Origin of the sequence: Micromonospora palomenae, assembly GCF_007829925.1 — a bacterium.
In the GTDB taxonomy this organism is placed as follows: domain Bacteria; phylum Actinomycetota; class Actinomycetes; order Mycobacteriales; family Micromonosporaceae; genus Micromonospora; species Micromonospora purpureochromogenes.
This window is the reverse complement of the sequence record NZ_VIXA01000001.1, coordinates 509,237-531,062: the sequence shown is the minus strand read 5'-3', so window position 1 is coordinate 531,062 and position 21,826 is coordinate 509,237. Positions and strand designations below refer to the sequence as shown.

25 protein-coding genes are annotated in these 21,826 nt (G+C 74.2%); 7 read left to right on the top strand and 18 right to left on the bottom strand.

The genetic code is table 11. The annotated features are described in order from the left end of the window. Positions 1-15: 15 nt before the first annotated feature. Genes FHX75_RS02405 through FHX75_RS02350 form a run of 12 tightly spaced genes read right to left on the bottom strand, consistent with a single transcriptional unit; the run spans position 16 to position 11,246 of the window. Positions 16-1,374 carry a hypothetical protein gene (locus tag FHX75_RS02405; protein ID WP_170285273.1) on the bottom strand — a complete coding sequence of 453 codons (1,359 nt, stop codon included), beginning with the start codon at positions 1,372-1,374 and terminating at the stop codon, positions 16-18. Continuing rightward, on the bottom strand, positions 1,371-2,345 hold the full coding sequence (locus FHX75_RS02400; protein ID WP_154936445.1) for an alpha-ketoacid dehydrogenase subunit beta: 975 nt from the start codon (positions 2,343-2,345) through the stop codon (positions 1,371-1,373). The genes FHX75_RS02405 and FHX75_RS02400 overlap by 4 nt, the downstream gene beginning before the upstream one ends. Continuing rightward, positions 2,345-3,316 carry a thiamine pyrophosphate-dependent dehydrogenase E1 component subunit alpha gene (locus tag FHX75_RS02395; protein WP_154936444.1) on the bottom strand — a complete coding sequence of 324 codons (972 nt, stop codon included), beginning with the start codon at positions 3,314-3,316 and terminating at the stop codon, positions 2,345-2,347. The genes FHX75_RS02400 and FHX75_RS02395 overlap by 1 nt, the downstream gene beginning before the upstream one ends. Beyond that, positions 3,313-4,110: a DUF3050 domain-containing protein gene (locus FHX75_RS02390; protein WP_154936443.1), complete on the bottom strand. Its 798-nt coding sequence runs from the start codon at positions 4,108-4,110 to the stop codon at positions 3,313-3,315. Before FHX75_RS02390 ends, FHX75_RS02395 begins: the two co-directional genes overlap by 4 nt. 1 nt (position 4,111) lies before the next feature. Continuing rightward, on the bottom strand, positions 4,112-5,041 hold the full coding sequence (locus tag FHX75_RS02385) for a phytanoyl-CoA dioxygenase family protein (RefSeq protein ID WP_154936442.1): 930 nt from the start codon (positions 5,039-5,041) through the stop codon (positions 4,112-4,114). Next, complete coding sequence (gene hppD / locus FHX75_RS02380) at positions 5,038-6,147, bottom strand: 4-hydroxyphenylpyruvate dioxygenase (protein WP_154936441.1); 1,110 nt, start codon at positions 6,145-6,147, stop codon at positions 5,038-5,040. The genes FHX75_RS02385 and hppD overlap by 4 nt, the downstream gene beginning before the upstream one ends. A gap of 59 nt (positions 6,148-6,206) precedes the next feature. Further along, complete coding sequence (locus FHX75_RS02375) at positions 6,207-7,460, bottom strand: beta-ketoacyl-[acyl-carrier-protein] synthase family protein (RefSeq protein ID WP_154936440.1); 1,254 nt, start codon at positions 7,458-7,460, stop codon at positions 6,207-6,209. Continuing rightward, a complete protein-coding gene (locus FHX75_RS02370; protein ID WP_154936439.1) occupies positions 7,457-9,076 on the bottom strand; it encodes a class I adenylate-forming enzyme family protein in 1,620 nt (539 codons plus the stop codon). Before FHX75_RS02370 ends, FHX75_RS02375 begins: the two co-directional genes overlap by 4 nt. Beyond that, the gene (locus FHX75_RS02365; protein ID WP_425463483.1) at positions 9,073-9,564 is read right to left on the bottom strand and encodes a beta-ketoacyl synthase chain length factor; all 492 of its coding nucleotides are present in this window, start codon (positions 9,562-9,564) and stop codon (positions 9,073-9,075) included. Before FHX75_RS02365 ends, FHX75_RS02370 begins: the two co-directional genes overlap by 4 nt. A 5-nt stretch (positions 9,565-9,569) precedes the next feature. Beyond that, entirely contained in the window at positions 9,570-10,742 is a 1,173-nt protein-coding gene (locus FHX75_RS02360) for a beta-ketoacyl-[acyl-carrier-protein] synthase family protein (protein WP_154936437.1), read from the bottom strand. Beyond that, on the bottom strand, positions 10,735-10,980 hold the full coding sequence (locus tag FHX75_RS02355; RefSeq protein ID WP_154936436.1) for an acyl carrier protein: 246 nt from the start codon (positions 10,978-10,980) through the stop codon (positions 10,735-10,737). Before FHX75_RS02355 ends, FHX75_RS02360 begins: the two co-directional genes overlap by 8 nt. Beyond that, entirely contained in the window at positions 10,980-11,246 is a 267-nt protein-coding gene (locus FHX75_RS02350; protein WP_154936435.1) for an acyl carrier protein, read from the bottom strand. The genes FHX75_RS02355 and FHX75_RS02350 overlap by 1 nt, the downstream gene beginning before the upstream one ends. A gap of 17 nt (positions 11,247-11,263) precedes the next feature. On the opposite strand from FHX75_RS02350, the gene FHX75_RS02345 reads away from it, so the two are divergent. Then, positions 11,264-11,902, top strand: coding sequence for a 4'-phosphopantetheinyl transferase family protein (locus FHX75_RS02345; protein WP_154936434.1), 639 nt, complete (start codon positions 11,264-11,266; stop codon positions 11,900-11,902). 35 nt (positions 11,903-11,937) lie between these two features. Here FHX75_RS02345 and FHX75_RS02340 read toward each other — a convergent pair whose 3' ends face one another. Next, entirely contained in the window at positions 11,938-13,329 is a 1,392-nt protein-coding gene (locus FHX75_RS02340; RefSeq protein ID WP_154936433.1) for a class I adenylate-forming enzyme family protein, read from the bottom strand. Between the two features lie 715 nt (positions 13,330-14,044). On the opposite strand from FHX75_RS02340, the gene FHX75_RS02335 reads away from it, so the two are divergent. The 6 genes from FHX75_RS02335 (at position 14,045) to FHX75_RS02310 (ending at position 17,635) form a co-directional block, all read left to right on the top strand. After that, positions 14,045-14,752 (top strand): hypothetical protein, encoded by a 708-nt coding sequence (locus FHX75_RS02335; protein ID WP_154936432.1) that lies wholly within the window; start codon positions 14,045-14,047, stop codon positions 14,750-14,752. Positions 14,753-14,758: 6 nt separating this feature from the next. Continuing rightward, the gene (locus FHX75_RS02330; RefSeq protein ID WP_154936431.1) at positions 14,759-15,328 is read left to right on the top strand and encodes a MauE/DoxX family redox-associated membrane protein; all 570 of its coding nucleotides are present in this window, start codon (positions 14,759-14,761) and stop codon (positions 15,326-15,328) included. Further along, positions 15,325-15,864: a thioredoxin domain-containing protein gene (locus FHX75_RS02325; protein ID WP_154936430.1), complete on the top strand. Its 540-nt coding sequence runs from the start codon at positions 15,325-15,327 to the stop codon at positions 15,862-15,864. Before FHX75_RS02330 ends, FHX75_RS02325 begins: the two co-directional genes overlap by 4 nt. Beyond that, positions 15,861-16,874, top strand: coding sequence for a peptidoglycan-binding domain-containing protein (locus FHX75_RS02320; RefSeq protein WP_154936429.1), 1,014 nt, complete (start codon positions 15,861-15,863; stop codon positions 16,872-16,874). Before FHX75_RS02325 ends, FHX75_RS02320 begins: the two co-directional genes overlap by 4 nt. After that, on the top strand, positions 16,871-17,050 hold the full coding sequence (locus FHX75_RS02315) for a hypothetical protein (RefSeq protein ID WP_154936428.1): 180 nt from the start codon (positions 16,871-16,873) through the stop codon (positions 17,048-17,050). Before FHX75_RS02320 ends, FHX75_RS02315 begins: the two co-directional genes overlap by 4 nt. A gap of 114 nt (positions 17,051-17,164) precedes the next feature. Beyond that, a complete protein-coding gene (locus FHX75_RS02310) occupies positions 17,165-17,635 on the top strand; it encodes a hypothetical protein (RefSeq protein WP_211364298.1) in 471 nt (156 codons plus the stop codon). A gap of 46 nt (positions 17,636-17,681) precedes the next feature. Here the strand turns inward: FHX75_RS02310 and FHX75_RS02305 are convergent, their stop codons facing one another. The 5 genes from FHX75_RS02305 to FHX75_RS02285 form a co-directional block, all read right to left on the bottom strand. After that, complete coding sequence (locus FHX75_RS02305; RefSeq protein WP_154936427.1) at positions 17,682-18,002, bottom strand: DMT family transporter; 321 nt, start codon at positions 18,000-18,002, stop codon at positions 17,682-17,684. A gap of 61 nt (positions 18,003-18,063) precedes the next feature. Then, a complete protein-coding gene (locus FHX75_RS02300; RefSeq protein ID WP_154938701.1) occupies positions 18,064-19,314 on the bottom strand; it encodes a beta-ketoacyl synthase N-terminal-like domain-containing protein in 1,251 nt (416 codons plus the stop codon). Positions 19,315-19,328: 14 nt separating this feature from the next. Further along, positions 19,329-20,597, bottom strand: a complete 1,269-nt coding sequence (locus tag FHX75_RS02295) for a beta-ketoacyl-[acyl-carrier-protein] synthase family protein (RefSeq protein ID WP_154936426.1) — start codon at positions 20,595-20,597, stop codon at positions 19,329-19,331. Then, positions 20,594-20,998 (bottom strand): cupin domain-containing protein, encoded by a 405-nt coding sequence (locus FHX75_RS02290; RefSeq protein WP_154936425.1) that lies wholly within the window; start codon positions 20,996-20,998, stop codon positions 20,594-20,596. The genes FHX75_RS02295 and FHX75_RS02290 overlap by 4 nt, the downstream gene beginning before the upstream one ends. Next, entirely contained in the window at positions 20,991-21,701 is a 711-nt protein-coding gene (locus FHX75_RS02285) for an SRPBCC family protein (protein WP_154936424.1), read from the bottom strand. Before FHX75_RS02285 ends, FHX75_RS02290 begins: the two co-directional genes overlap by 8 nt. Between the last annotated feature and the right edge of the window lie 125 nt (positions 21,702-21,826).

Genomic DNA, 21,826 nt, shown 5'->3' with positions numbered 1-21,826 from the left:
CGGTCCTCGGCGGGGTCAGTCGGTGAGCAGGATGCCGGTCATCAGGACGCCCCGGGCCAGGTTGAGCACCCCCTCGCAGCCGGGGTAGCCGACCCGGGCCAGTGCGCCGGAGCCGGTGCGGCCGAACAGGTACGGGGCGATGCTGTACGGCACCTCGGCGGTGACCACCTCCCCGGTCTCGATCTGCACGAAGTCCATCGCCACCCGGTCGGCCGGCATGTACCGCTGCAGGATGTTGCCGCCCCGCGCCACGGCCGCCCGCACCCCGTCGGCCCAGGCCGCCGCGCTCAGCTCCGGGCCGATCAGCACGTCGTGGCCCGCGGAGCCGTCGGCCGGCTTGGCCACCAGCTCCGCCTGCTCGGCCAGCGCCCGGTCCAGCTCGGCCTCGGTCAGCACCACCGTGTGCGGCACGTACCGGCGGATCAGGGCCTGGTCGTCGGCGGGGAGCAGGTCCAGATCCTCGTAGAGCCAGGCGAAGTTGACCTTGTTGCCGAGCAGCCAGGCGGCGGTGCTGACGAACATCGGCAGGGTGCCGGCGGCGAGCGCCCCCGCCACCGCCTCCAGGCCCGGGCTCGGCGTGACCCGGTTGGGCACGAAGAGCCGGAACAGCGCGTCCACCGGCGCGCCGCCCGCCACCAGCCGCCGGTCGGCGTCCAGGGTGGCGGTGGCGACCGGGGCGATGACCAGGTCGATGCCGAAGCGCCGGGCCTGGTCCGCCAGGGGCGAGAGAATCCGGATGAACGTCTCCGGGTCGTCCAGCCCCGGATACTCGGCGTCGAAGTCCATCAGCAGCGCCACCCGGGCCCCCTCGGCCAGGCCCAGCTCGTCGCGGATCGCCACGAACCGCTGGTCCAGCAGGGACGGTGCCGGTCGCGCCGGCACCCCGTCGAGCAGGCCACGCTCCCGGTAGAGCTGGGCGAACCGCTGGATCACCGTGTCGGCGTCGAAGCCGCCGCCGAGGCTGCTGTCGATGTTGTACTCGACGATCCGCGGCTCCCCGCCGGAGAGCAGCACGTCCGGCCGGTACGCGGCCAGCAGCGCCTCGGTCAGCGGCTCGTCCTCGTCGAGCAGCCGGGTCTCCCCCACCGGCACGCCGAGCAGCCGCCGCAGCTCCCCCGCCGTCCGGGCGCGCCGCCGGCAGGCGTCCAGGATGAGCTGGGCGACCCGGTCGCAGACCTCGTTCAGCTCGCGGAAGGAGTCGGCCGTCAGCACCGTCGGCCGGGCCAGCCGCCACTGCTTGTTGTACGTCGCCCGGCCGTGGAAGATCCGCTCCCACTCCTGCGCCCCGGCGGCGACCATCGCCCGGCGGGCGGCCTCCGGCAGGTCGGTCCACGCCCGGCCGGCCGCCGGCCACGAGTAGTTCACATCGATCATGATCCGTCCTTGGTCACGTGGTGGATGGCGGCGGTGAGGGCAGCCCGGCCGGGCTGCACGGCCCGGTCCAGCGCGGGCGCGAAGGGCAGCACCGCGCCGTCCGGGCGGGTGACCCGCCGGGGCGGGGCGGCCAGCGGGACCCGTTCCACGACACTGGCGATGATCTCCCCGGCGATGCCGCAGGACCGGTTGGAGTCGTCGAGCACCACCAGCCGCCCGGTCCGGGTCACCGAGTCGACCAGCCCGTCGAGGTCGAACGGGTAGAGCGTGCGCGGGTCGAAGACCTCGACCGACACCTGGTCGGCCAGCTCCCCGGCGACCGCGAGCGCGTCGTGCACCAGGTGCCCGACGGCGACCACGGTCACGTCGTCGCCGGCCCGGCGCACCACGCCCCGGCCCAACGGCACCGGGGCGAGGCTGGCGAAGTCGACATCCTCGCGGACGTCCAGCGCGCCGGCCGGGGCGAAGACCACCACCGGGTCGTCGTGCCGGATCGCCGAGACCAGCAGCCCGTACGCGTCGGTCGGGGTGGCCGGCACCGCGGTGACGATCCCGACGTGGGCGAAGAGCGAGTACGGGTGGTCCGAGTGCTGCCCCGCCCAGCCGGTCCGGGAGCCGGACCCGGGCACCAGGTAGGTGACCGGGGCGGCGCACTGGCCGCCGGTCATCAGCGGGAACTTGTGCGCGTGGTTGACGATCTGCTCGAAGACCAGGAACAGCAGCGACGGGATCTGGAACTCCACCACCGGGCGCATCCCGGCCAGCGCCGCGCCGGTGGCGAAGCTGGTGAACGCCTGCTCGGACAGGGGCGTGTCCAGGACGCGCTCCGGCCCGAACCGCTTGAGCAGTCCGGCGGTGACGTTCGACGCGGCCACCCGGATGTCCTCGCCGAGCAGGAACACCGTCTCGTCGCGGGCCAGTTCGTCGGCGAGTGCCCTGGTCAGCGCCTTGCGGTAGGACAGCCGTGGCATCAGCCACCTCCCGTCCGGGCGGTCAGCCCGCTGGCGTACAGGTGGTCCAGCGCGCCGGCCGGGTCGGGCTCGGGGCTGGCCAGGGCGAACGCGACGGCCGCGTCGAGCGTCGACTCGACCTCCGCGTCGACGGCCGCCCGGTCCGCCGGGGCGAGCCGCGCGCCCTGGATGTGCACCGGGTCCCGGGAGCGGCCCTCGGCCACCTCCTCGGGCGGGCGGTAGTCGAGGCGTACCGCGTGTTCGAAGGTGTGGTGGGCGTCGAAGCGGTAGGTGCGGGCCTCGACCAGCTCCGGGCCGCCGCCGGCGCGCATCCGCGCGACGGCGGCGGCCGCGGCGTCGCGTACCGTCTCCGGGTCCTGGCCGTCGACGACGGCGGCCGGCATGCCGAACGCCTCGGCCCGGCCCACGATGGTGCCGGCCACCGCGCCGGCGACCGGCATGGTGGTGGCGTAGCCGTTGTTCTCGCAGACGAAGAGCACCGGCACCCGCCAGAGCGCGGCCAGGTTGAACGCCTCCAGCAGCATCCCCTCGTTGACCGCGCCGTCGCCGAAGAAGGTCGCCCCCACCACGTCGTCGCCGCGCCGCCGCCGCGCCCAGACCGCGCCGGTGAGGATCGCCCCGGAGGCGCCGACGATGGCGTTGGCGCCGAGCACCCCGAGGGAGAAGTCGGCGGCGTGCATCGAGCCGCCCCGGCCCCGGTTCAGCCCGGTCTCCCGACCCAGCAGCTCGGCCATCATCCGGGCCGGGTCGGCACCCTTCGCCAGCACGTGCCCGTGCCCGCGATGGGTGCCGGTGACCAGGTCGGAGTCGCGCAGCGCGGCGCACACCCCGGCGGCGATCCCCTCCTGACCGAGGTACGGGTGGATGCCGCCGACGATCGCCCCGGAGTGGACCAGCTCGACGGCCCGCTCCTCGAAGCGGCGGATCAGCCGTACCGTGCGGTAGAGCCGGACCGGGTCGGCGTCGGTCACCGGTCGCGCCCCTCCTTCACGGCGACGAGGATGTCGTCCCACAGCGCGGCCCGGGCGGTGAGCGCCAGGTTGACCGTGTCGGCGCACTCCTGCCACCTGGCGTCGTCGTCGCCGCAGAGGTCGGCGAGCATCTGCATCGCCATCGGGGTGTGCTGCTCCCCGTCGACCTCGATGTGCCGCTCCAGGTAGTCGACGAACGTGTGCAGCCGGTTGCTGCGCTCGTTGACGGCGACGACCTGGAGGAACATGTCGGGGATCAGGTCCTCGCGGCCGAAGGCGAAGGCGGCGGCCTGGCAGTGCACCGGGGTCGACTCGATGATCTTCCAGGTGGTGGCGGCGAACCGCGCTGACGGGGCCGGGACGCCCGCCTCGGCCAGCGCGGCGGTCACCGGGCGACCGGCCCGCAGCAGTTCGACCAGCGCGTCCACGGCGGTGGTGTCCGCGCCGGCCTCGCGCATGCCGCGCACGTAGAGCTCGAAGTGGCTGATGTAGCCCTCGCCGAGCTCGTCGCTCTCCTCCACCATCACGATGTCGTTGATCAGGCGGCGGCTGCCGGTCGGGCCGGTGGGGATCCACGGCACGGTGACGCAGGTGAGCTGCCGCTGCAACGACTTCAGCAGGGACATGAAGTCCCAGACCGCGAAGACGTGGTGCTCCATGAAGGTGACCAGCGCCTCGTGGGTGTCCAGGTTGGCGTAGAGCGGGTGCTTGACCACCACGTCGCGGCGGTCGGTCACCGCCTGCTCCAGCCGCTCGATGCCCGGATGCGTCTTCCCCCAGTCGTACCGTGACATGTCAGCCTCCCTGCTGGGCGCGGTCGCGCCAGATGACCGGGCAGTATTCGGGGTCCGCGTAGTCGGGCCGCCCCTCGTGGGTGCGGCGGACCAGCACGTCGTGGTTGTACGCGGCGACCGTGCCGTCGGAGAGCGGATACTCCCGCCAGGCGTTGTCGCCGTCCTGCAGGTGCAGCGAGATCGCCTGGCGCGGTCGGCCGCTGACGTTGGCGCCGCTGCCGTGGTAGGTGCGGCAGTGGTGGAAGCTCATGTGTCCCTTGGGGATCACCATCGGGATCTTGCGGATCTCCGCGCCGTTGTGCGCGGCGTTCTCGGCCAGCATCTCCTCGAGCTGGTCGCGGTCCCGGTCGGCGAAGTGCCGCACGACGGTGTCGTCGGCGCCGATCTCCTGCCACCGGTGCGAGCCGTCGACCATCGTGATGGTGCCCATCTCCTCCCCGCAGTCGTGGAACGGGATGAAGGCGGTGAGCATCTTCTCCGACGACGAGGACGCCCAGTAGTGCTTGTCGAAGTGCCAGGGCACGATGTTCGACGGCTCGCCGGAGATCGGCGGCTTGTAGATCAGCGTGGACTGGAAGACGCGGATCTCGTCGGCCTGCGCCAGCCGGGCGGCGACCGCCCCGATCAGCGGCTTGCGCAGGATCGCCGCCAGCTCGTCGTGCTCGTGGTGGACGTAGTCGTTGTGCCGCTGCACTGGGCCCTTCGCCGGCTCCCAGTAGGCGAGCTTCGGCGGGCGCACCGGCAGGCGGCGGTCCCGCTCGCCGCCGTAGTAGCGGTCGGCGGCGGCGGTGAGCGCGTCCACCTCCTCGTCGGTGAGCAGCTTCTTCGACAGGTACCAGCCGTGTTCGGCGTAGAAGCGCACGTCCTCGTCGGACGGGAGCAGCGCCTCCTGCTCGGCGGTCAGCGTCGGATGGAACTCCGTGGTGGTCATGCCCCAACCCCTCGTGCCGTGCCGGCCGCGACGGCGGGGGTTGCCCCCGCCGCGGCCAGCTCCCGTTCCTTGGCCTCGTAGAGCGCCTTGATGTTGCCGCTGCCGAAGGTGCGCGCCCCGCGTCGCTCGATCAGTTCGAGGAAGAGGGTGCGGCGCACGTGCATCGACTCGGTGAAGATCTGCAACAGCTGCCCGCCGTGGTCGCAGTCGACCAGGATGCTCAGGTCGCGCAGCCGGTCCAGCGGCGCGTCGACCGGGCCGACCCGCCGCTCCAGGTCGTCGTAGTAGGCCCCGGGGGTGCCGGCGAAGCGCACCCCCCGCTCGGCCAGCGCCCCGACGGCGGTGACGATGTCGTCGGTGCGCAGCCCGAGGTGCTGCACCCCGGCGCCGTGGTGCTCGGTGAGGAACGCGTCGATCTGGCCGGGGCGGTGGCCCGCGTCCGGTTCCAGCAGCACCAGGGTGACCCGCCCGGACGGGCTCTGCACCACCTTGGAGTTCATCGCCTGGCCGGCGACCTCGATGTGCTCCTCGAAGATCTGCGCGAAGCCGAAGACCCGCTGGTAGTGCCCGACGGTCTCGTCGAGCTGCCCCGGCGGCACGCAGACCGCCAGGTGGTCGATCTCGGCGAGCAGCTTGTCGTCGTCGGTGACCGGCGGCGTCGTCTCCACCGCCCCGGGCAGGAACTCCGTCCGGTCGCCGCGCCGCTCCACCAGCCGGTGCAGCACGTCGCCGAAGCCGCCGACCTCGGCGGTCACCACCTCGGCGTCCGCGCCGGACCAGGTCCGCGGCGCGCTCACCCCGGTCGCACCCCGGGCCACCAGCTCCGCGTACGCCCCGGCGGCGTCGCCGACCTCCAGCGCCACCACCGCGATCCCGTCGCCGTGCCGCTGCACGTACGTCGAGGCGGGATGCCCGGCGGTCAGCCCGGAGGTGAGCAGCATCCGGATGTCGCCCTGGCCGAGCAGCAGCGAGCGCTGCCCGGCCAGCCCGGTCTCCGGTCCCCCCTGGCCCCGCAGGTGGAAGCCGATCGCGGTGCCGAAGTAGAAGGCGGCCTGCCGCGCGTCCCCCACGTACAGTTCGATGTGGTCTATTCCACGGATGTCCATCTCCAGCCCTTCCCCATGTCCCCCCGTGAGTGCGGTCCGGGCGCGTACGGCCCGGGATGTCACCTGCGCGGCCCGGCGGCCCGCGCCCCGGCGGTGCGCCGCAGCAGCAGGCTCACGTTCTGGCCGCCGAAGCCGAACGAGTTGGTCAGCGCGAACTCCGTCCCGGTCGCCCGGGGCTCGACCCGGATGTGGTCCGCCGGGCAGTCCGGGTCCGGGTCGTCGAGGTGGTACGTCGGCGGCAGCAGCCCCGCGCCGAGGGCCAGCGCGCAGGCGGCCGCCTCGACCACCCCGGACGCGCCGAGCAGGTGCCCGGTGAGCGCCTTGGTGGAGCTGACCGGCACCCCGCCGGCGCCGAAGACCGTCGCCAGCGCGGTGGTCTCGGCGATGTCGCCGAGCTTGGTGCCGGTGCCGTGCGCGTTGACGTAGCCGACGTCGCCCGCCGACACTCCCCCGCCGGCCAGCGCCCGCCGCATGCACTCGGCCGCGCCCGCGCCGTCGGGCCGGGGCGCGGTCGGGTGGTACGCGTCGGTGGTCGCGCCGTACCCGGCCACCTCGGCGTAGGCGGTGGCGCCGCGCGCCGCGGCGTGCTCGGCGCGTTCCAGCACCAGCAGCGCCGCCCCCTCGGCGAGGACGAAGCCGTTGCGCCGGGTGTCGAACGGCCGGCTGGCCCGGGTCGGATCGTCCCAGCCGCGGGCCAGCGCCCGGGCGTTGCCGAAGGTGTCGGCGAAGGTCGGGAAGAGCGGCGCCTCGCTGGCCCCGCAGAGCACCACGTCGGCCTCCCCGGCCCGGATCAGCCGGACCGCGTCGGCGACCGACTGGGCGCCCGAGGCGCACGCCGTGCCCACCGCGGAGCTGTAGCCGCGGATGCCGTGCGCGATGGCGATCCGCGCCGACGGCATGTTCGGCAGGATCCCGGTCAGCAGGTACGGGCTGACCGCCGCCCGCCCCCGGGCGGCCCGCGCCACCACCTGCGTCTCCAATGTGGACATCCCGCCGACCCCGCCGACGATCACGCCGATCCGCGCCGGGTCGACGTCCCGGCCCACCTCGATGCCGGCGTCGGCGAGCGCGTCGGCGGCGGTGAGCAGCGCCAGCACCACGATCCGGTCGAGCACCTTGGTCTCCGGGCCGGAGGCGACCGTGCGCGGGTCGATCGGCGGCAGCAGCCCGGCGACCTCCAGCGACTCCCGGGCGGGGTGCCCCTCGGGCGGCCGGGCCAGCCCGGACTTCCCGGTGGTCAGCGCGTCGAAGGTGGCCGCCACGCCCCGCCCGACGGGGCTGAACAGCCCCATCCCGGTGATGACGGCGGTCATGACGGCGACTCGGTCAGGTAGCGCTCGCGCAGCGCCACCTTGCGTACCTTGCCGGTGACGGTGACCGGGATGTCGGCGGAGGCGACCGGCACCACCCGGCGCAGGGTCGCGCCGACGTCCGCCCCGAGCGCGGCGCGGACGGACCCGGTGCGGTCGGTCCCCGGGTCGGCGCCGGCGGCCAGTTCCAGCAGCACGTCGGTGACGACCGTGCCGTCGTCCTGCTTGACGATCACCACCGTGCAGTCGGTGACGTCCGGGCAGGCGGCCAGGATGCGCTCCTCCGACAGCGCGGTGAAGAAGCGCCGCCCGTCGGCCAGCTCGACGGAGTCGACGGCCCGATCCAGGTGGTAGTAGCGGCCCTCGGCGTCGGCGTACACCAGGTCGCCGGTGAGGTACCAGCCGCGCAGCCGAGACCGGTAGGTGGTCACCGAGTCGTTCCAGTAGCCGCGGAACAGCGACGGCGAGTCGATGCCCAGCCAGCCCACCTCCCCGGGCGGCAGCTCGTTGCCGTCGAGGTCGAGCACCGCCACCCGGGTGAACCGGTAGGGACGGCCGACGCAGCGGCCGTACCGGTCGGTGTCGGCGGTGTGGGTGATGTGGAACATCGAGTGGCCCATCTCGCTGGAGCCGAGCCCGTCGATGAAGACCGAGCCGCGCACCCGCACCACGCCCTCGCGGGTGACGGTGTCGCGGGAGCCGACCGCGACGAGGCGCCGCACGTGCGGCTCGTGCGAGCAGTCGCCGGTGTTGAACCACAGCCGCACCGAGTCCAGGTCGTACCCGGACAGGTCGAAGCGGGCCAGCTCCGCCCAGGTGACGGAGAAGCCGAACACCCCGTCCGGGCGCCAGCGCTGGATCGCGTCGAGCACCCGCTCGCCGCCCTGCTCGGACAGGAGCAGCATCTCCGCCCGGTTGCCCAGCGCCTGGTTGACCATCAGCACGGTGGCGGTGTGCGGGGCGGGCAGCGCGTTGAGGATCCGGCTGGTGCCCTGCGCCTGCGGCATGGACAGCAGGTGCCGGGTGGCGGCGAAGAGGCTGGCGTGCGAGTGCAGCACCGCCTTCGGCACCCCGGTGGTGCCGGAGGTGTGGGTGATGACGATCGGGTCCTCGTCGTGGTGGCGGTAGTGCGGCGGCGCGTCGGCCGGGTCACCCGCGCCGGCCTCGGCGGGCTGCCCGAGCAGCGGCGCGCCCAGGTCGTGTCCCGCGAGGGCCTCGGTGTGCGCGGCGTCGGCGAGCACCCCGGCGGCGCGCAGCCGGCGGATGTACTCGGCGGCGATCTCCGGACGGAGCTTGCCGTTCATCAGCGCGGGGATCGCGCCGAGCCGGGTCAACGCCAGGAAGCTGAGCACCATGTCGGCGGCGCCGGTGGCCCACACCGCGATCGGGTCGCGGGGCCGCACGCCGCGCCGGTGCAGCCAGGCCGCCCGGGCGGCGACCCGCTCGTCGAGCTGGCCCAGGGTCAGCGGCCGCTCGGCGGGGTGCCCGTCGACCGGGGTGTCGAAGGTCAACCCCGGTCCCGTCGGGTCGGCCCCGTGCGCAAGCACCCGGGCGAGCACGTTGCCGGCGCCCAGCGCGGTGTCGGCGGCGAGCGCCCCACGCAGTCCCTTCGTCCTCATTGCCTCGTTCCTCCCCCCAGCAGCACCGCGACCGCCCCGGTGGGCGTGCCGTCGGGTGCCTCTTCCATCAGGACCAGCAACGCCTCGTCGGCGTCGCCGTCGTACAGCAGCAGGTCCGCGTGGGCCAGGCCGTCCGCGCGCGGGTCACCGGTGGGGCTCAGGCACACCACCGGGCCGTCCAGTCCCCAGCGCGCCGCGACGTGCCCGGCCACGCTGTTCGGCACCGACTGGAAGAAGAACAGCGGCCCGACCCGGGCACCGGCGGCCACCGTGGCCCGGACGTGCGCGGCGCTCGGCCGGTCGCCGGCGGCGCTGACCAGCACCAGCGCGCAGGTGGTGCCCGCCGACGCCGGGCGGGCGCCGTACCGGCGGGTCAGGCAGCGGTCGGCCACCGCCGCCACCAGCGGCGCGAACGGCGAGTGCACGAACCCGGGCAGCGTCGGCGGCGGTCCGTCGCCGGGCTCCGGCCAGCGCGCCTCGGCCAGCACGGCGCTCACGGCGCCGCCACCAGCAGCGCGGTGTCGGCCCCGCCGAAGGCGGCGTTGAGGCTGAGCGCGTACGGGATGCCGACCGGCCGGGGCGCGTCGGTGACCACGTCCAGCGGGCAGGCCTCGTCGGGGCCGAGCCAGCCGGCGTTGACCGGCAGTTTCCCGTGCCGCAGCGCCTGCACGGTGACCACCAGTTCGAGCAGGCCGGAGGCCTCCAGCGCGTGCCCGTGCACCGACTTGGTGGAGCTGACCGGCACCCGGCCGGCGAGGTCGCCGAGCGCCAGCCGCAACGCGGCCGCCTCGGAGGCGTCGCTGAACCCGGTGCCGGTGGCGTTGGCGTTGACGTAGCCCACCGCCGCCGCGTCCAGCCCCGCCCGGCGCAGGGCCGCCCGCACCGCCCGGGCCAGTCCCCGCCCCTGCGGGTCCGGCTGGCAGGGGTGGTACGCGTCGCCGGCCCGGCCCCACCCGCACACCGTGGCGACCGGCGTGCCGCCCCGGCGACGGGCCGCCCCGGCGGACTCCAGCACCACCGCGGCGACCCCGTCGCCGAGCAGCAGCCCCTGCCGGCCGGCGCTGAACGGGCGGACCGCCCCGTCGGCGGCGAGCGCCCGGCCGGCGTCGAAGAGCGCGAACTGGTCCGGTTCGACCAGGTAGCCGGCGGCGACCACCACCCGTGCGACGTCGCCCCGGCCGATCATCGTGGCCGCGTCCGCGACCGCCGTGCTCGCCGAGACGCAGGCGCTGGTGTAGATCCGGGTGGGTCCCCCGAGGCCGCACCGGCGGGCCAGCTGCCCGGCGAGCGCCGGCGCCTCGACCTCGGCGCCGCTTCCGGCCCCACCGTCGGGTCCGGTGAGCGGACGGTCGTCGGCGAAGGCGACGGGCTGGGACAGCGGCCCGCCGTGGGTGGCCAGCAGCAGGGCCGACTCCGCCCGGGCCGCCGCGTCCAGGCCGGCGGCCCGGCACGCCGCGTCGATCGCGTCGGCCAGCTCGTCCGGCAGGGTCCCGACGTCGGGCAGGGTGGCCGCGACGGTCACCCGGCGGCCGGTGGTGTCGAAGCGACGTACCGGCCGGAACGCCGGCGTGCCGGCGAGCACCCCGGCGAGCTGCGCGTCGACGCCCCTGCCCAGGGCGCTGACGGCGTAGCTGCCGACGATCGGTACGGGCTCCCGCTCAACCATCTGCGGGGCTGGTCAGGGAGGTGCGGAACACCGCCAGGGCGTCGTCGACGGTACGGATCCCGGCGAGCTGGTCGTCGGTGAGGTCCAGCCGCCGGTCGTAGCGCTGCTCGACGAGGTGCACGAGCCAGGCGAGTTCCATCGAGCCGACCCGGTGCGGCACCTGGTCGACGGGTGTCGCGGTCAGTTCGGCGAGCATGCTCACCAGGTCAGCTCGCCCCAGGTCGGGCTGACCGGACATCAGCGGTTGTCGCTGGTCGACCCGGCGACCCGGTCGGCGACCATGCGGGTGAACTCGCCGACCGTCATCAGGGCCAGCTTCTCCGACTCGTCGTCGGCGAACTTGAGGCCGTACCGGTCCTCGACGCGGACGGACAGGTCGGCCAGGGCCAGGGACTCCAGGTCGACCCCGGACGGGCCGAGGGTGGTCTCGTCGTCGATCCCCTCGACGTCGTAGTTCATGTCCTCGAGCTGCTCGATGACGAAGGTGCGGACCTCGTCTCGCATGGCTTTAACCTCTCTTCGTGGGCGAGCTACCGGTGTCCGGTCGGGACACCGTGCACGTGTGGGTCAGCGCTGCCCCCGGCGGTCGGCCGGAGGTGGCGCGCCGGCTGCTGCGGCGGGCGGGGTGCACGCTGCTCGGCCGGGCGGAACGGGAGGTCGGGGTGGGCCGCCGGCCCGACGGGCGGCCCTGGGTGCGGGCCGGTGCCGTGTCGCTGCCGGTCAGCGTCAGCCACGCCGAGGGCGTGGTGGTGGTCGCCGCCCGGCGGACCGGTCCGGTCGGGGTGGACGTCGAGCGGCGTCGCCCGCTGCCCGCCCTGGCGCTGGCCCACCGCTGGTACGCCCCGCCGGAGGCGGCCTGGCTGGGCGACCTGCCGGACGCCGCCCGGGTCGAGGCGTTCCTGCTGCTCTGGACGGCCAAGGAGGCGGTCGGCAAGGCGCTGGGCCGGGGGCTGCGCGCCGGTGGCCTGCACCGGCTGATGCCGGTGCCCGAACACCCGCGCGAGCTGCTGCGCCCGCTGCCCGACCGGGCCGGCGTCCGGGTCGGCCACCCGGGGTGCGGCGCCGGGCTGGTGCTGGCGGTCGCGGTCGACGGGCCCCCGGGCGTCGGACCGGGTCCGGCCGTCCACGCCGAGGTCGAGGTGTCGGTGCGGTTGGAGTAGCGGGCCGGTGCCCGGGTGTTCGCCGAGCGGGCCGGTCACGGGGCCGCCGCCCGCAGCGCGGTGACCGAGCGGACCAGCTTGCCGGTGGTGGTCCGGGGCAACTGGTCGACCAGGTGCAGGGTGCGGGGGCGCTTGTAGCCGGCGAGCCGCTCGGCGAGCAGCTTGTCCAGCACCTCCTCCGACAGCGGGCCGTCGGGTTGCACGTACGCGGTGATGCCGTCGTCGTACACGACCACGGCGGCGGCCACCCCGGGCAGCCCGGTGAGGGTGGCCTCGACCTCGGTGAGGTCCACCTTCATCCCGCCGACGGAGACCTGCGAGTCGAGCCGGCCCTTGACGGTGACCAGGCCGGTCGCCGGGTCGACGGTGCCGGCGTCGCGGGTGTGCAGCCAGCCGTCGGCCCAGCGGGTGGGGTCGCTGAGCCCCACGTACGGCGACGCCGGGCAGCTCACCCAGAGCTCGCCGCCGGACTCGCGGACCTCGATGCCGGGGGCGGGCGCGATCGACGGGCGGTGCCGTCCGTACAGGTCGGTGCCGATGACTCCGACCTCGGTCATCCCGTACATGTTGCCCAGCGGGACGCCGAAGCGGTCGGCGAACGCCTGCGCGGTGGCGGCCGGGACCAGTTCCCCGCCGGTGGTCATCCGCTTGAACTGCGGCAGCGGGCGGTCCGGTCGGGTGGAGGCGAGCAGTCCGATGTGGAAGGGCACGCCGAGCACCGTGGCCGGGGTGTCCTGGGCGGCGACGGCGGCCAGGATCGCGTCGCCGCCGAGCCGCTCCGGTGGGACCAGTTCCACGCCGGCGTGCAGGCCGTAGAGCAGGCCGCCGACCAGGCCGAGCACGTGCACCATGGACGGCAGCAGGATGATCCGCTCCCCGGGCAGCGCCACCCCGTCGATCCGGGTGTAGCGGCGCACCTCGGCGACCAGGTCCGCCGCGGTGCGGCCGATCACCTTGGATGGTCCGGTGGAGCCGGAGCTGAGCTGGATCACCGCGTGGCCACTGGTGGCCGGGGCGTCCGAGTGGGGCGTGACGCCCTCGGTGACGTCGACGAAGATCCGCAGCGCGCCGCCGCCGGTGCGGACCGGTGCGACGACCACCTGCGGGGTGAGCCGCTCCAGCGCCCGGTCCACCTCGTGGTCGGTGAGCCGGTGGTCGAGCAGCACCGCCTGGGCGCCGGTGCGCCAGGTCGCCAGCAGGTTCACCACGTACGCCAGCGACGGCGGCAGCCGCAGCGCGGCGGCGCCGCCGGGGCGCAGTCCGGCCGCGGCGAGACGGGCCTGCGCCACACCCACCAGGCGACGCAGGGTGCCCCGGTCGACCGGCTCCGGCAGACGAAGACAAATGTCATTCGACCGGCCTGTTAACAATATTTCGTCAACCCAACCCGGGTCTGTCGCCGTAGAATCTTCCGTCGGACGATCCATGGTCACTGCCGCCCACCGCCCAGCGTCAAATAGGGCGCAATCCGCCCATCAGGTGCATCTTTCGGGGTGCTGTCGGAACCCTACGACAGCCCGGAAACCCATTGCTAGATGCAAATGGCTAGATCAGAAAGAGCGGCCGGCCGGATTGCCGACACTCGATCGGACAGGCAGGATCAGGCGCGTCCGTCGGGTCGGGACACCGCCGGCCGGGCCGCCGTGCGCCCGCAGTCGCCGACGAGGCACCGCAGCGTCCGGTGACCGCCTCGGGTTCGGCCTTTCGGCCTGGTCACACACCACTCAGTGCCGGAGCACGGCCCGGATCCCCCGAGATGTGCGCCCCGGCCGATCCGCCGGAGCGGCGGCGGCGCAGCGAGCCCGACGCCGCCCACAGCGCCGGTCGCGACAGGACAGCCGTCGATACGGCGCGGCATCCGGCACGGCACGATCTGGACAGTTGTCGCTCGAAGCGGACGTGTCAGTCCTCTACTGGAAATATCCGTAGCTCATCGGGCTTTTCCCGCTCCGGCCTCAGCGGAATCCGGGTGGAAATTGATGACGGAATGACGACAGCGGTGAGAGCGAGCAGAACCGCCGGCATGAGTGATCTCCGGGGGGTGCGGTGACACGAGCAGGCACATTGGGCTTGTCAGAGATAGTTGTGGCGCGGATGATGTGAGGCCACCACGTGCCGCACCCACGGGGGGAGGTGGTGGGGATGGTAGCCGCGGAGGCATCCGTCGCACACCGCGCCATGGACGGCCGGCGGTTCCGGCTCACCGGCCCACTCGACTTCAGCGCGCCGTTCACCTCGGTGGTCGAGCTGACCATCGCCGGCCGGCGGCACGAGTTCACGGCCGGCTCGGTCGGCCTGGCCGACGACGTGGCACAGGCGCTCGGCGTCGACGACTTCGACGAGAAGCTGACCTATCAGGGCGGCACCCTGTTGACGGCGCGCGCCCGGTCGTACGACGCGCAGATCCGGCTGACCGAGGACCGGCTGGTGGCGGCGTGGCGAGGGCGCCGGTACTGCTTCGTCACCCAGTTGTACGGCGCCTCGACCACGCAGCTGCTCACGATGCTGCGGACCCTGCGGATCACGGAGCACGACGACGGTGTCGTCGTGCGCCCCGACACCAGGGTCGGCAGCCGGTTCGCGGCGCCGGCAACCGTGATCAAGCAGGTGCCCGGGCTCGGCCTGCTGGACATGACGCCGCTCACCGCGGAGCGCACGCGACAGTTGCCGTCGTGGCGAGGGTTGCGGACCCGGGCGGGAGAGCTCTTCCGGGACACGCTCTCGGACGGCAGGCCCTACTTCGTGCTCGCCGCCGCGGACACCTGGGTGACCGTGCTGCCACTGGCTGACACGGTGCTCGACCGGGTGCCGGACCTGGTGGACGGGCTACGCGTCGAGTCGGCCGAGTAGGTCGCCGTGTCCGCGTTGGTGGCCAGCGTCGCGGCGTACACCGTGCTGCTCACGCTGCTTCTCGCCTGCGGTGAGCACCTCTCGAAGCCGGCGGCGCTGTCGACGGCGCTGGCCGCCCACCGGGTGGTTCCCGCGCCGTCCACCGTCGCGGCGGTGGTCGTCGCGGCCGAGGGCCTGCTCGGCGTGGCCGGAGTCGTCGCCCTGCTCCGCGACGACGGTGGCCGGCTGCTGGGCGTGGTCCTGGCCGGCAGCGTCGCGCTGCTCGCCACGTACGCGGGTTACGGCTGGTACGTCCGCTCGACCGGGCGGGCCGTCCCCTGCGGGTGCTCACGGGTCGAAGTGCCGATGACCGGCTGGGTGGTGGCGCGCGCGTCCACGCTCGCCGGCCTGGCCCTGCTCGGATCACTTCTGTCCGGCGCGGTCGTGCCGGTGGGGCGAGCCGGCACCTCACTCACCATCGTCCTGCTCGCCGCGGCGACGTTCACCGCGCTCCTGGCGCACCTGCCCGCCGCCATGCACGACCCGACCCCGGACCGGCCGGCGGCCGGGGTGACCCGAGGAGGCGTACCCGGATGAGTTTCCAGACGAGCGCGCTGATCCTGAGCTGGATCGCGATCCTGCTGCTGGCCCTCGTGGTGTCCGGCCTGGTACGTCAGGTGCACGCCCTGTCCACCGGCACCGTCGGCCGCCCCGGGTCCGTCGGCCTGCGGCCCGGCTCGCCGGCGCCCCGGTTCCGCGACCTGGCACCGCCGTCCCCGGCCACCCTGGTCCTGCTCTTCCTGGATCCCGGCTGCGCGACCTGCGACCAACTGCTCGACGCGGCCGCCGAACACACCCGACGGACCGACGTCGTGCTCCGGGTCCTCTACCGCGACACCGTCCCGTCACGAGCGGCGGACCTGCCGATGACCGTCCTCGGCGAGCAGGCGGACCTGTTCGACCGGTACGACGCGATCGCCACCCCGTTCGCGGTCGTGATCGACGCGACCGGCCGGATCCGACGGTCCGAGCCGGTCGGCTCCGCGGTGGCGCTGGGCCACCTGCTCGACGAGGTCGACAACCTGTCCGGCGACGACACCGTCCACTCGATTCGACGGGGAGGCACGCGATGACCACCCTCGACGCGGTGCCCGCGCTGCGGGGAACGGACCCGGGTACCGGCACCGCGTCCCGGCGGCGGCCGCCGGCGAGCCGGACCAGGAGTGGCCTGACCATGTCCTGGGCGCTGTCCCGCCGCACGCTGCTGCAGGCCGGCACCGCGCTGGGCATGGCCGCGCTGAGCATCTTCCCGGCCGCCCGCCGCGCCTACGCCGACGGATACGACATCTACGGCAGCTGCCCGAGCTACGCCAGCGACCAGAACTGTTCCCCCGGCTGCGGTCCGAGCCCGATCTTCGCCGCCGCCTGCAACACCAGCGGGACGAACACGGGCTTCCACAAGAACGACGGCACGACCTGGAAACTGCGGCCGAACCAGTGCTACGCCGGCACGTACGACGGCTGGCTCTGGCGCTACCAGGGCGCGTGCGGCGCGTGCGCCTGCTCGGTGGAGCGCCGCTGCCACGACGGGTACCGGCAGACCAGCTCAGGCTGGGTGAGGTCGATCTGCCGCTGGAACACCGACTGCGGCTGCCTCACCTCGGTCGGCTGGCCCACCACCAGGCGTGGCCAGTCCGGCCCGAACGTCTACACGGTGCAACACCTGCTGACCGCGTGGCACTATTCCGCCACTGTGGACGGCGTCTTCGGCAGCGGCACCGAGACCAGGGTGAAGCAGTTCCAGTCGGCCAGGGGAATCCCGGCGACCGGCGTCGTCGACGCCCAGACCTGGCCCGTCCTCGTGGCCACCGTGTCGGCCGGCGGAATCACGCTGAGCCGGGTGATCGACCCCCGGCCGCGGCTGCCCATCGTCGGAGCCACCGTGCACCATCCGTACGCCGGACACGTCGTGCGGGGCGTGCAGCGGCAACTCAACAAGCACGCGTACGGGCTGGCTGTGGACGGGGTCTTCGGTTCGGGGACGGAATCCGCGGTACGGGACTTCCAGCGGCAGAACGGGCTCACCGTCAACGGCGTCGTGGGACAGACCACCTGGCGTACGCTCACCGGCGGCGCCGTATGACGGGCCAGTCGCCACCCGTACGACCCGTTCGGCGGCTGCGCCGCTGGGCCACCGACCCGCTGGTACCCGTCCTGCTGCTCACCGCCGGCGCGATGCTCGCCGCCGTCTCCGGGCACGTGCTCACCTGGGCCATGGTCGGCGGGCTGGCCGGCTACACGCTCTCCGGCTCGGTTTGAACCCGCAACAGCGCGTACGCGCTAGCCTCGCCCGGGCGGCGAGATCGGCATCCGCAGGGGAAGCTCCTCACCCTGTTCGTCCTGGGGCTGCTCGCCGGTGGCCTGCTCAGCGGCGTGGTCCTCGGGACGCTCTCCGGGCTGTCGGCGCCGCTGCCGGTGTCCTGGCGGTACGCGGCCGTCGTGGCGGTGGCGCTGCTGGGAGTGCTCCGGGACGCCAGGGTGGTGAGCATCCCCCTGCCGCAGAATGCCCGTCAGGTGCCGCAGGACGTGCTGCGGCCCAGCCCCCGGCGCGGAGCGCTGCGATTCGGATTCGAACTCGGCACCGGCGTGCGGACGTACCTGTCGGCCACCGCCCCGTACGTGCTCGCGGTCGCGGTCCTGCTCGCCGGTCAGCGCCTGCAGCTCGCCGCCCTCGCCGGTGTCGGTTTCGGCGCGGGGCGCGCCGTCACCCCGCTCATCCGCCGCGCCTCCGGGGCGGTCGAGGGCTGGGACGCCGACCTGCCCGCACGACTTCGCACCATCACCGTCACCGGGTGCGCCGCGCTCGCCGCCGCCTTCGGCCTGCTCTTCCTGCACCAGGTGTAGTGGCCGCGGGTCACCTGATCCAGATCCGTGATCGACGGCACCGTCCTCAGTGCGCGCCGCCGAGGTTGAGCACCACCACCCCGGCGATGACCAGGCCGACGCCGACCACCTTGGTCACGCTGAGCGGCTCGCCGAGGAAGACCGCGCCGATGGCCACGATCGCCGCGGTGCCGAGCCCGGACCACACGGCGTACGCCACCCCGACCGGGATGTCCCGCACCGCCAGGGCGAGCAGCAGGAACGCCGCCAGGTACGACCCGGCGAGGCCGAGCGTCGGCCAGAGCCGGGTGAATCCGTCGGTGGCCTTGAGCAGGCTGGTGCCGAACACCTCGGCGGAGATCGCGAGCAGCAGGAACAGGTACGCCATGCCCGCGATCCTCCGCCATCCCGGTCGGCGGCGGGCCACCTCGGGGCGCGGCCGTGGTCCGCTACTCCCCCGCCGCTCTCGGCGCCGGTGGCGCCCCGCGCAGCACCAGCGCGCTGTTGAACCCGTCGAAGCCGCGCGCGCCCACCAGGGCGACCCGGTGGCGCGGCTGCCGGGGCGTACGCAGGAAGTCCAGCTCGCAACCGGGCGCCGGCTCACGAGGGCCGGCCGACGCGGGCAGCTCGTCGTGCCGGAAGGCGAGCAGCGCGGTGGCCACGTCCAGCGCCGACCCGCCCTGGTGGGCCCGGCCGGTCAGCGGCTTCTGGGTGGTCACCGGCGGCGGCCGGTCGCCGAAGACGGTGCGCAGCGCCTCGGCCTCGCCGCGGTCGTAGCGGGGCACCCCCAGCGCGTCGGGCAGCACCACGTCCACCTCGTTGGCGGTGACGCCGGCCCGGTCCAGGGCCAGCCGCATCGCCCGGGCGTACTGGTCCGGGTCGCCGGCGGTGTCGGGGCCGGTGTGCGCGGCGTCGTGGGTGGCCGCCCACCCGCTGACCTCGCCGTAGATCCGGGCGCCCCGGGCCAGCGCGTGGCCCAGTTCCTCCACCACGAAGACCGCCCCGCCCTCGGCGGGCACGTAGCCGCCGGCCGAGCGGTCGAACGGCCGGTACGCCGCCTCCGGGTCGGCGACGTCGCTGAGCAGCCCGGAGCGGAGCTGGCAGGCCAGCGCGTACGGGCTCAGCGGGCACTCGGTCGCCCCGGCGATCACCACCGGGGTGCCCCGCCGCACGGTGCGTACCGCGTGGGCGAGGCTGTCCAGGCCGCCGGCGGTCTCGGCGACCAGCACCCCGCACGGTCCCTTGAACTGGTGGTGGATGGAGAGCTGCCCGACGCTGGCGGCGTAGAACCAGGCGATCGACTGGTACGCCCCGACGGTGCGGGTCGGCCCGCCCCAGAGCCGTTGCAGCTCCCGCTGCCCGAACAGGTTGCCCCCGGACGAACTGGCCAGGGTGACCGCCCACCCGTACGGATCGGGGGCCCGCTCGGGCAGGCCGGCGTCGGCCAGCGCCAGCCGGGTGGCGGCGAAGCCCAGATGGGTCCACCGGTCGGTCTGCACGAGCTGCCGGTTGTCGGCGTACGCCGCCGCGTCGAAGTCGGCGACCTCGCCGGCGACCCGGGTCGGGTAGCTCGCCGGGTCGAACAGGGTGATCGGGCCGGTGCGCCGGATGCCGTCGCGCACCGTGTGCCAGTGCGCGTCGACGCCGATGCCGCTGGGCGCCACCACCCCGATGCCGGTGACCACCGCCTGGGCGTTCACCCCGCCCGGGCCGGTCACGCCGCCACCGCCAGCCGGCGGAAAAGCATCGCGGACTGGAAGCCGCCGAAGCCGCTGCCCACCGAGAGCGCCACGTCCACCGGCGTCTCCCGGGCCACGTTGGGCACGTAGTCCAGGTCGCACTCCGGGTCCCGGGTAACCCAGTTGGCGGTGGGCGGCACCACGCCGTACTCGATCGCCAGGGCGCAGGCGGCCATCTCGATCGAGCCGATCGCGCCGAGCGAGTGCCCGACCATGCTTTTGATCGAGCTGACCGGCACCCGGTACGCGGCCTCGCCGAGCGCCCGCTTGAACGCCGCCGTCTCGTGCCGGTCGTTCTGCCGGGTGCCGGAGCCGTGCGCGCTGATGTAGGAGACGTCCGACGGGGACAGCCGCGCCTGCCGCAGCGTGTCGCTGATGGCCAGCGCCATCTCCACCCCGTCGGGCCGCAGCCCGGTCATGTGGAAGCCGTTGCTGCGGCTGGCGTACCCGGCCAGTTCGCAGTAGACGTGCGCGCCGCGCCGGCGGGCGTGTTCCCACTCCTCCAGCACCAGCACCGCGGCGCCCTCGGCGAGGACGAAGCCGTGCCGGTCGGCGTCGAACGGCCGGGAGGCGTGCGCCGGGTCGTCGTTGTCCGGGCTGGTCGCCTTGATCGCGTCGAACGAGGCGACGGTGACCGGGGAGATGGGCGAGTCGGCGGCCCCGGCGAGCACCACGTCGGCCTCGCCGTCGACGATCAGTTGGTGGGCGTACCCGATGGCGTCGATGCCGGAGGTGCAGCCGGTGGAGATCACCTGGGCCGGGCCGTGCAGCCCGTGCCGGCAGGCCACGTCGCCGGCCAGGCTGCTCGGCACCAGGGCCTGGTAGAGGTACGGCCCGCCGAGGGCGTGGTCGACCAGCCAGTGCCGGCCGGAGTCGCTGACCCGGACGTACTCCTGTTCCAGGGCCATGGTGCCGCCGACGGCGGTGCCGAGCACCACCCCGGTCACCTGCCGGTCGGCATCGGTGAGGTCCAGGCCGCTGTCGGCCAGGGCCTCGGCGGAGCAGGCCAGGGCGAACTGCACGTACCGGTCGGCGCGCTGCCGCTCGGCGAGGGTGAGCCCGGCGGCGTCGGCGTCGAAGTCGCACTCGGCGGCGATCTGGGAGCGGAACGGCGACGGGTCGAAGAAGCTGATCCGCCGGGTCGCCGTCCGCCCCTCGGTGATGGTCTTCCAGAACCTGTCCCGGGTGGCGCCGCCCGGCGCGACCACCCCGACGCCGGTGACGACCGTGCGGCGCCCGGTCACGACGCGCCCCGCTGCTCGACCAGTTCGGTGTCGACGTGGCCGAGTTCCGGGCGGGGTGCCAGCGGGCCGAGGTGGAAGACCACCTCGGCGGGCTCGTCGCCGGTGTTGCGCAGCCGGTGCCGGACGTTGCGGGGCACGAACAGCGCCTCGCCGGCCGCCAGTTCCACCGGCTCGTCGTCCAGGTCGACGGTGATGGCACCCCGCGCGACGTACAGGAACTCCTCGCTGTAGGGGTGGTAGTGCTCGGCGATCCGCTCACCGGAGGCGAGCGCCGCCACCCCCATGAAGCCCGACGTGCTGCCGACGGTCTTCGGGCCGAGCAGCACCCGCAGCTCCCCGCCGCGCCGCCGGTCGGCGGTCACGTCCCGGGCGGCGACCAGTCCGGTGGTGATCTCACTCATCGTCGCCTCCCGCGTACGCCCGCTCGATGCGCTCCTTGATGACGGCCAGCTGCACCCGGCTGTTGGCGTTGATCCGGGCGGTCATGCCGGCGTTGTCCACCGGCGCGGTCGGCTTCATCGCGAAGTCCTGCACCCAGGTCATCCGGACGCCCTCGGGTTCCTCGGTGTAGCGCCAGTGGATCCGCATGTACTCGAACGGCCCGGTCTCCACCCGGTGCGCCCGCACCTGGCGGCTGGCCGGGTCCGCGGTGCGTTCGCTGACCCAGCTCCAGGCGATCCCGTTCTCGTCGGGGTGCATGGTGAGCCGGAAGCGGACGGTGTCGCCCTCGCTGTGCAGGATCTCCACCGCGGCGTACTCGGTGAACAGGTCGGTCCAGTGCGCCACGTCGTTGGTGATCTCCCAGACCAGCGCCAGGGGCGCGGCGATGACGATGCTGTTCTCGGTGTGGCCGGGTGGCTGGGCGCGGCGGGCGACCAGGTCGGCGACGGCGGGGATGCTGAGCTGCCCGGCCTGCTCGGGGATCTGCACCCGCCACCGGTCGGCCACCACGGCGGAGAGTTCCAGCAGGGCCAGCGAGTCCATGCCCAGCTCCTCCAGCGAGGCGGCGGGGGCGCGGGCGGCCGCGTCGGCGTCCAGGCCGCAGTGCGCCACCAGGATGTCGGTGATCTCGGTGGTGAGCGGCTGGCCGTGGGTGACGGTCATCGGGTCCTCCTCGGAAGCGGTCAGGACTGGTCGGTGGCCGGTGCCGCGGTGGCGGCGACCGGACGGGCGGTGGGGCGGGGGCCGGGTACGGTCCCGCCGGGTCGTGCCGGGAGCGCGGCCCCGAC

Coding starts and splice junctions, on each gene's coding strand:
- FHX75_RS02355 (WP_154936436.1), bottom strand. CDS start 10,980: ATGTCCGGTCAGCCCGACCTGGGGCGAGCTGACCTGGTGAGCATGCTC.
- FHX75_RS02370 (WP_154936439.1), bottom strand. CDS start 9,076: ATGAGGACGAAGGGACTGCGTGGGGCGCTCGCCGCCGACACCGCGCTG.
- FHX75_RS02405 (WP_170285273.1), bottom strand. CDS start 1,374: ATGATCGATGTGAACTACTCGTGGCCGGCGGCCGGCCGGGCGTGGACC.
- FHX75_RS02390 (WP_154936443.1), bottom strand. CDS start 4,110: ATGTCACGGTACGACTGGGGGAAGACGCATCCGGGCATCGAGCGGCTG.
- FHX75_RS02320 (WP_154936429.1), top strand. CDS start 15,861: ATGACCACCCTCGACGCGGTGCCCGCGCTGCGGGGAACGGACCCGGGT.
- FHX75_RS02350 (WP_154936435.1), bottom strand. CDS start 11,246: ATGCGAGACGAGGTCCGCACCTTCGTCATCGAGCAGCTCGAGGACATG.
- FHX75_RS02285 (WP_154936424.1), bottom strand. CDS start 21,701: ATGACCGTCACCCACGGCCAGCCGCTCACCACCGAGATCACCGACATC.
- FHX75_RS02290 (WP_154936425.1), bottom strand. CDS start 20,998: ATGAGTGAGATCACCACCGGACTGGTCGCCGCCCGGGACGTGACCGCC.
- FHX75_RS02375 (WP_154936440.1), bottom strand. CDS start 7,460: ATGACCGCCGTCATCACCGGGATGGGGCTGTTCAGCCCCGTCGGGCGG.
- FHX75_RS02315 (WP_154936428.1), top strand. CDS start 16,871: ATGACGGGCCAGTCGCCACCCGTACGACCCGTTCGGCGGCTGCGCCGC.
- hppD (WP_154936441.1), bottom strand. CDS start 6,147: ATGGACATCCGTGGAATAGACCACATCGAACTGTACGTGGGGGACGCG.
- FHX75_RS02335 (WP_154936432.1), top strand. CDS start 14,045: ATGGTAGCCGCGGAGGCATCCGTCGCACACCGCGCCATGGACGGCCGG.
- FHX75_RS02305 (WP_154936427.1), bottom strand. CDS start 18,002: ATGGCGTACCTGTTCCTGCTGCTCGCGATCTCCGCCGAGGTGTTCGGC.
- FHX75_RS02340 (WP_154936433.1), bottom strand. CDS start 13,329: ATGGATCGTCCGACGGAAGATTCTACGGCGACAGACCCGGGTTGGGTT.
- FHX75_RS02385 (WP_154936442.1), bottom strand. CDS start 5,041: ATGACCACCACGGAGTTCCATCCGACGCTGACCGCCGAGCAGGAGGCG.
- FHX75_RS02325 (WP_154936430.1), top strand. CDS start 15,325: ATGAGTTTCCAGACGAGCGCGCTGATCCTGAGCTGGATCGCGATCCTG.
- FHX75_RS02360 (WP_154936437.1), bottom strand. CDS start 10,742: ATGGTTGAGCGGGAGCCCGTACCGATCGTCGGCAGCTACGCCGTCAGC.
- FHX75_RS02400 (WP_154936445.1), bottom strand. CDS start 2,345: ATGCCACGGCTGTCCTACCGCAAGGCGCTGACCAGGGCACTCGCCGAC.